This is a genomic window from Nostoc cf. edaphicum LEGE 07299 (assembly GCF_015207245.1).
Taxonomy (GTDB): Bacteria; Cyanobacteriota; Cyanobacteriia; order Cyanobacteriales; family Nostocaceae; genus Nostoc; species Nostoc edaphicum_B.
Genome location: NZ_JADEXF010000629.1, coordinates 1 through 3660, shown reverse-complemented (window position 1 = coordinate 3660; position 3660 = coordinate 1). Strand labels below are relative to the sequence as shown.

The window sequence follows — 3660 nt, the reverse complement described above, 5'->3', positions numbered from 1 at the left end:
CCTCTCGCGTAACATAGCAAAGGCCTGGGGACTGGTGACTTCATGAATTAGGTGAAGCCCGATAAATAGTTGCGTCAGCCCTGAGGGAAGTGTACCAACGGTGTGTAAGTCCCAAACTTTGTCAAACAGGGTACCTTTGCTCATACGTCAATCAGTATTTAAAGAGTCCGGTCTTAAATAGTATCAAAAAATAGTCTGGGTTTTTGCAGATAACTTAAATATTTTTAAACGCAAAGGGGCACAGAGGTAAGCGCAAAGGTACGCAGAGAATTCGCGATGTCATTTAATTGCCTTTGAGCTAGTAAAAGCGAAAATTCTCCGAAATATTGAGATGCAAAGATGTAAATAACTTTATCCTTTTCCACAAGGATGTGTTAAGACAATACCAGATTATTGCACTACCAAGTTATGTCCATAGATTTACGGGAATTTTATCAGGCTAGCGATCCCAGCAGAACTCTGTTTGTCAACCATAGCTCTGATAGCAAGTATTATATAGATTTTTCCTCAGTTCGAGGTGGTGATATTCTTGGCAAGCTGAAGCAGAAAATTACTTTTTTTAAGCCTAATGAACCCACTTGCACGTTATTTACTGGGCATATTGGTTGTGGAAAATCGACAGAATTATTACGGTTACAGGCAGAACTGGAAAAGTTAGGTTTCCATGTGGTGTATTTTGAGTCCAGTGATGACTTGGAAATGACTGATGTCGATATTGCTGATGTGCTGCTAGCGATCGCTCGTCGTGTAAGTCAAAGTCTTGATAAAATTACCCTGGAGTCACCCAACAAGTTTAATGAGTTGCTGCAAGGTGCTTGGAAGGTCTTAAACTCCGAGGTGACGGCGGGAAAAGTTAAGCTTCCGGTGCTTGGTGATGTCGGTTTATCGGCAGATAAAGATAAGTTTTCTCTGTCTATGGGCATTGGTGAAATCACCGCGAAGATGAAAAATGACCCAGCGCTGCGAGAAAAACTCAATCAGTATTTAGCACCGCAAAAAACTAAGCTGCTGGAAGCGATTAATCAAGAATTATTAGAACCTGCGATCGCTAAACTCAAACAGCAGGGTAAAAATGGTCTGGTGGTAATTGTCGATAATCTTGACCGCATAGATAATCGTGCCAAACCTTGGGGTCGTCCGCAGCAGGAATATTTATTTGTCGATCAAGGTGAGTTTTTGACGAAGCTGAATTGTCATCTCATCTACACCATGCCCTTGTCGTTGAAGTTTTCCAATGATTACGGAATGCTGACTCAGCGTTTCCCAGAAGATCCCAAGGTGTTACCAATGGTACCTGTACAGTGGTCTGATGGCAGTGTTCATACACAGGGAATGTCACTCATGCAGCAGATGGTACTAGCAAGAGCTTTTCCTGACATCACACCAGAGGAGCGTTTAAGTAAAGTTACCGAGATTTTTGATAGTGCTGCTAGCCTAGAGCGTTTGTGTAAAATGAGCGGTGGTCATGTGCGGGATGTGCTGAGGCTGCTGAATACGTGGATTATGGAAGAGATGAGTCTTCCTTTAACCCGTGAAACCTTAGAGCAAGTTATTCGTTCCCGGCGGAATGAAATCATGTTGCCGATTTCTGAGGATGAGTGGCAATTGTTACGCCATGTCAAGGAAAGGAAAAAGGTAAGCGATGACCACGGATATCAAAAACTGATCCGCAGTCGGTTTGTCTTTGAATACCGCGATGGTGGCGAGTCTTGGTTTGATGTTAATCCGGTTTTGGCTGAAGCAAGAGAACTACAGTAATCAACTTAAGCCAGGACGAATCGAATTCGCGGCTATACAAACATAGACGCTTTGCGGCTTCCCGCAGGGTAGTCCACCTCCGTGGACTAAGGAAAAATTGAGTGTTTGAAACCCACGGAGGTGGGTAAAGCCTCGTGTAGATGCGGTTTCTAACCGCCCTTTTAACTTATGACAGACTCACAACCACCAAAAGATGACCATGTAAACAACGAACGCTCTCTGAAACAATTAGCTTGGGCGATTGAATCCTCTGTGGGACAGTTTAAGCTGATATTGGCACGGTGTAATTATGCTAGCTTGCGCGATCGCTTAATCTCCAGACTGCGAGAAATTTGTCAAGTCGAAATTCGTGTCTTGGCAGTGCAGCAATCAAACAGGACTCTTTATACTGCCATTCAGGAAGAATTTGGCGAAGAAATGCCAGCCTGTGTGATGGTTGTGGGTTTGGAATCAGTGCAGAATTTGTCTGTGATGCTAACTTCTGCGAATCAGGTGCGGGAAGAGTTTCGCAAGAATTTTGCTTTTCCCTTAGTGTTGTGGATTGACGATGAAATCTATAAGCAACTAATCCAGCTTGCACCAGATTTAGAAAGTTGGGCAACTACGAGAGATTTTGCCATATCAACACAGGAATTAGTAGATTTTATCATCGAAACGGCTAATCAATGGTTTAGTAATAACTTAAAATTTAGCGTAGATGAATACATCAAACTGGAAAATGAGTTAGAAGCGGCGCAAAGATATTTACTCAAACAGCCAGATGTTTATAATTTAGAAATTGAAGCTAATTTAGAATCTTTGTTAGGTTTTATCAAACAGATAAATAATCAAAAAGATTCGGCGTTAAAGCATTATCACAAAGCTAATAATCTCTGGCAGCAAAGTCATAATTTAGAACGACAGGCAAAAATCCTCAGTGAGATTGGCTTTTGCTATTATTTAAAAACTTTTAAAAACCAAGATATCAATCATCCAGATTGGCAAGCAACTTGGCATTATATTCAAGAGTATATAAATTTTATTAACCATTTCAAAAGTCAAAATTTAATTGTAAATGCAGTAGTTAAGTTTGGTGATATCTTGCGAGACTTGCAAAAGTGGGAAACCTTGCAGAGTCTTTCCGAACAAGCTTTAGTAATCCATCAAAATAACAACCAGCCAAGAGAATTAGCCAAGGATTACGGTTTTTTAGCTGAGGTAGCTTTTGCTCAAAAAAACTGGGTCAAAGCAAATCAGCTTGTTCAGCAAGCTTTAAAGGTTTTTTCTACGATTCCCAATCTGGAATCAGCAAATACATCAGGAATTTTATCTGATATTCCCGAAAGAGATTTAAAATCAAAAGATTTGAGCTTATATCAGTTTATTTTAGGTCGTTCTCAATATCAATTAGGTCAAATTCAACAGGCAACTCTTAGCTTAGAAACTGCTAGGGATGTAGGTAATCCCCTAGAAGATGTCAGACTTTACTTGGATATTCTCAGATTTTTACAGCAGCTTTACTTTGAGCAAAAAGAATATCTCAAAGCATACAAAATTAAACAGCAAAGGCGTTCCATTGAACAGCAATTTGGCTTGCGGGCTTTTATTGGCGCGGGTAGATTAGAAGCAACAAAACAGGCATTCGTCGAGATATTGCGCTCAAACTCTCCCCAAAGAAATATTGCCCCAGAAATTGCTGCATCTGGTCGCCTATTGGATGTAGAACGTTTGATTGAACGCATGGGTCGCCCTGATTATAAATTGATAGTAATTCATGGGCAATCGGGTGTCGGCAAAAGTTCTCTAGTGAATGCGGGACTAATACCAGCTTTAAAGAATAAAGCGATCGGTACTCAAGATTATTTGCCGGTGGTAATGCGCGTTTACACCAACTGGGTGGAAGAGTTGGGGAGGCTTTTGGGA

General features: G+C 41.0%; 2 protein-coding genes and 1 pseudogene. 2 read left to right on the top strand and 1 reads right to left on the bottom strand.

Annotation, left to right across the window (positions count from 1 at the left end; translation table 11 throughout):
* A pseudogene (locus tag IQ229_RS18025) lies at positions 1–144 on the bottom strand (3-isopropylmalate dehydratase large subunit); the annotation flags it as partial.
* 264 nt (positions 145–408) lie between these two features.
* On the opposite strand from IQ229_RS18025, the gene IQ229_RS18020 reads away from it, so the two are divergent.
* Entirely contained in the window at positions 409–1758 is a 1350-nt protein-coding gene (locus IQ229_RS18020) for a P-loop NTPase fold protein (RefSeq protein WP_194046057.1), read from the top strand.
* 168 nt (positions 1759–1926) lie between these two features.
* Positions 1927–3660, top strand: a 1734-nt coding sequence (locus IQ229_RS18015; RefSeq protein WP_457852508.1) for an nSTAND1 domain-containing NTPase, incomplete at its 3' end; no start/stop codon positions are given.

What these genes read in the sequence shown, in the direction of transcription:
- IQ229_RS18020 (WP_194046057.1), top strand. Translation starts at nt 409, where the DNA reads ATGTCCATAGATTTACGGGAATTTTATCAGGCTAGCGATCCCAGCAGA.